The sequence below is a fragment of the Bacteroides sp. DH3716P genome, assembly GCF_025914115.1.
Taxonomy (GTDB): Bacteria; Bacteroidota; Bacteroidia; order Bacteroidales; family Bacteroidaceae; genus Bacteroides; species Bacteroides ovatus.
This window is the reverse complement of record NZ_CP083673.1, coordinates 6,577,908-6,581,798: the sequence shown is the minus strand read 5'-3', so window position 1 is coordinate 6,581,798 and position 3,891 is coordinate 6,577,908. Positions and strand designations below refer to the sequence as shown.

Annotated in this window: 4 protein-coding genes; 3 read left to right on the top strand and 1 reads right to left on the bottom strand. The window is 48.0% G+C overall.

Going from position 1 to position 3,891, the window contains the following annotated elements; translation table 11 throughout:
- A partial coding sequence (locus KQP79_RS25480) for a toprim domain-containing protein (RefSeq protein WP_264386587.1) occupies positions 1-807 on the top strand: 807 nt, incomplete at its 5' end.
- A 156-nt stretch (positions 808-963) separates the two neighbouring features.
- On the top strand, positions 964-1,935 hold the full coding sequence (locus KQP79_RS25475) for a hypothetical protein (protein WP_005812863.1): 972 nt from the start codon (positions 964-966) through the stop codon (positions 1,933-1,935).
- Between the two features lie 37 nt (positions 1,936-1,972).
- On the opposite strand, the gene KQP79_RS25470 is transcribed toward KQP79_RS25475, so the two are convergent.
- Positions 1,973-2,095: a hypothetical protein gene (locus KQP79_RS25470; RefSeq protein ID WP_255518806.1), complete on the bottom strand. Its 123-nt coding sequence runs from the start codon at positions 2,093-2,095 to the stop codon at positions 1,973-1,975.
- A gap of 678 nt (positions 2,096-2,773) precedes the next feature.
- Between KQP79_RS25470 and KQP79_RS25465 the strand changes: the two genes are divergently transcribed.
- Positions 2,774-3,544 carry a metallophosphoesterase gene (locus tag KQP79_RS25465; RefSeq protein ID WP_007837351.1) on the top strand — a complete coding sequence of 257 codons (771 nt, stop codon included), beginning with the start codon at positions 2,774-2,776 and terminating at the stop codon, positions 3,542-3,544.
- Positions 3,545-3,891: the final 347 nt, after the last annotated feature.

The window sequence follows — 3,891 nt, the reverse complement described above, 5'->3', positions numbered from 1 at the left end:
TATCTGTCACCCTTCAGGGACGAGAAGACCGCATCGTTCAAGGTCAGCAAGAAGGAGAACCTGTGGTACGACTACGCCATTAAGGAGGGCGGTGACCTTGTGGAGCTGGTAAAGCGTATGTATAACAAACAATCCGTTTCCGATGCCCTTGCCTACCTTGCGTCCAAGAGTATTGCCACTGTGGATAAGGCAATCGAGACCGCTATCGCAGCCAAGGAATACACGACAACCAAGATGAACGATGTGAAGCTGCTCCCACTGAGCAACCATTCTCTGCTGTCCTATTTCAGTAGCCGACGGATAGACATCACCATTGGCAGGATGTATTGCAGGGAGATACACTACAAGGTTGAGCAAAAACATTACTATGGCATTGCCTTTGGCAATCTGAGTGAAGGACATGAGGTGCGCAATCCCTATTTCAAGGGCTGCATCGGGCATAAGGACATCACCCTGCTTGCCCATACGTTCAACGAGTGGCAAAACGGTTGTCTGGTCTTTGAGGGCTTCATGGACTTCCTTGCTTATATGACCCTCGTTAAACAGCAAGACCGATGGTTTGTCGTTGAAAGCCCTTGCGACTATATGATACTGAACTCAGTCGCCAACCTCAAACAGGCATTGCATTACCTTGACCGTTACACCCACATCCATTGCTTCCTCGACAACGACCAGGCAGGACGCAAGACGGTTGAGAGCATCAGCAATGTATTCGAGTACAGGGTGACGGACGAGTCCTTCAGATATGCCGACTACAAGGATGTCAACGACTATCTGATGAGGAAGAAACGAACGGCATCTGAATGACATTATAAAGACGAAAACACCATCATTTGATGCAAAAATGGCTCAAATGCATTGAAATTACATATCAAATCTGCACTTTTTCGCCCAAACATGCTTGATTCTCAATTATTATCCTTATTTTTGCATCGTTTTAATACATTATTAAAATGTAGCAGAATGGAATTGAAAAAAGAAATAAGGATATTGGGCAGACGCTTTGAGGTGGAACCTCGTGCCAAGGAAAGCCTGAAAGGCATCACGGTTGGCGAGAAACTCTCATACCGTTTCTATGATGGCACATACCAAGGCACGCCCCTGCTGTTCGTTGAGCCCAAGAAGGGCAATCCCTCTCCACGGACTTGCGCCATCACGGGCAAGCGGTTGACCGAAGCCCTGGGACTGCCTGCGGTGTTTATCCTTGCGCCCGGACCCACCTACGAGCGACACAGACTGGCAGACAAAGGAGTCTTCTTTGTCATGTCCGAGGAATATGCCCATCTGCCAGGCATCATAGCATTGGAGAAGACAAGCAACAGGAAGATTGCCGAAGTATTGACCCCTGTGGCGCAATACATACTACTCTATCACCTACAGGTGGGCAGTATTGAAGGAATGTCGCCAAGGGATATTGCACCGTTGCTTCCATATTCTTACGAAAGCGTCACGTTGGGTGTCACCTGTCTTGAAGATGTAGGACTGTGTCAAAAGATTCAGAACGGACAGCGCAGCAAGGTGGTACACTTCGAGTTGAAGGGCAAGGAACTGTGGGACAAGGCTCAGAACGTCTTGCTGTCACCTGTGGAGAACCGCATCTTTTGCGATGACATACGCTTGGATGCGGAATACCCCGTATGCGGCATCAATGCCCTGGCACATTATTCCATGCTTAATCGTGACCGGGAAGAGATGATAATGATGACAAGCAAGGAATATCGTGCCGTCAAGTCGGCTGATGTCATGGAGAATCCCAACATCTATGACGGCAACTATATCATAGAGGTATGGAAATACCCTGTTGTCAGCAAAATGGGCGACAAAAGCCAGTGGGTTGATCGCCTTTCCCTTGTCCTTTCGTTGAGAGATGATGATGATCCGAGAGTAGAAAAAGAAGTAGAACGAATAATCAGTGAACAGAAATGGAAGGATTAGTCAAGTTCCGTGAAGCATTTGCGGAATACTCAGAAAACTATGTGGTGATAGGCGGAGCAGCCTGTGACATCACCATGACCAATACCGTGGTGCGTCCACGCGCCACACACGACATCGACATGATAGTCATCGTAGAGAACATGACCGAGGCTTTCGCCAATCGCTTCTGGCAGTTTGTGCGGGAGGCTGGCTATCGACCTGAAAAGAGGAAACAGGAGGCTGGTGAGCCACCAAGGTATGAAATGTATCGTTTCCTTGATGGTAAAGACGGCTATCCCGAGATGATAGAACTGCTGTCACGCCACCCCGACGTGCTTGGAGAGCCAAAGGGATTTGTCATAGAACCTATCCCGACCGATGANGAACTGCTGTCACGCCACCCCGACGTGCTTGGAGAGCCAAAGGGATTTGTCATAGAACCTATCCCGACCGATGAAGATGTGTCGAGTCTTAGTGCCATCATCATGGACGATGATTACTATCACTTTACTATCGCACACAGCCAACTGACTGATGGCATACGCCATGCCAATTCCGCTGCCTTGATAGCACTGAAGGCAAGAGCCTACCTAAATCTCATGGCAGACAAGCGGGACGGCAAGCATGTGAACACCAAAGACATCAAGAAGCACCGTTCGGACATCCTGAAAAATGTGGTCATAATGACTGAGGACAACATTGAGGCTCCTGCTTCAATAGTGGCATGTATAAGGGAGTTTGTCGCCTCCATCAGAGCCGACTGGTCAACTCTCGCAGAACCATTGTCAAAGTCACTCGGTCAAGACGAGGCATTTGTGACCGGACTGTTAGATCAACTGGATGAATTGTTTATAGAAGCATGACCAATATGAAGATACAATACGCATCCGACCTGCATCTGGAGTTTGCCGACAATTGGCGGTATCTGAAAGCCCACCCCTTGGAGGTGACGGGCGACATACTGCTGCTTGCCGGCGACATCGGCTATCTCGGCGATGACAACTACTCCAAGCATCCCTTTTGGGACTGGGCATCGGAGAACTACAAGGAGGTGCATTGCTGCATGGGCAACCATGAGTTCTACAAATATTATGATGTGGCGACACTGCCCGACGGCTATCTCTTGGAGGTACGTCCCAATGTATTCAGCCACTACAACGGTATTGCGAGGATTGGCGACACCGACATCATCCTCTCCACCCTTTGGTCGAGGATTCCTTTGGAGGACGCTTACTTCACCGAGCAAGTGATAAGCGACTTCCGCCGTATATTATATAAAGGTGAGCTGATGACCCATGCCCAATTCAATGCTGAGCATGAACGTTGCCTCACCTTTATCAAGGATGCAGTGGCATATTCGCAAGCAGCCCATAAGATTGTTGTCACCCATCATGTACCATCGTTCCGTATGCTCCACCCAAAGTTTCAAGGCAGCAAGGCAAACGTGGCGTTCACCGTAGAGTTGGAGGACTATATCACCGATAGCGGCATAGACTATTGGATATACGGACATTCGCACACCAACATCGATGCCAGGATAGGCAACACCCAATGCTTGTCCAACCAGTTGGGCTATGTTTTCTCTAACGAACATCAGGACTTCTCCCATGGCAAGTACCTGACCATATAGCCATCCACATTTTTTTCATCCACCCTCTTTACAAGCTCTTCCCTATCGGAAGGGCTTTTTTTGTGCCTTTCGAGTTTGATTTTTGAGTATGATTGCGAGTGTAATCAAAATTAGAGTTAAGATTTGGCTCCGCGGAAAGTCATTTCGGTTTAAGATTGAAGAAAAGGTAGTTCCTTTGCATCGGCAATAAGCCAAACCATAGTAAAATCAAACTTGAAAATATGAAGTCATTTGTAATATTCGCCATTGTCGTGACCATAATCTATGTCATCTACTATACGGTCATCATCGTGCAGGATCTGTACGGAAAGCCCAAGGACGAGAAGTCACAGGGCGAGTCGTTTGAT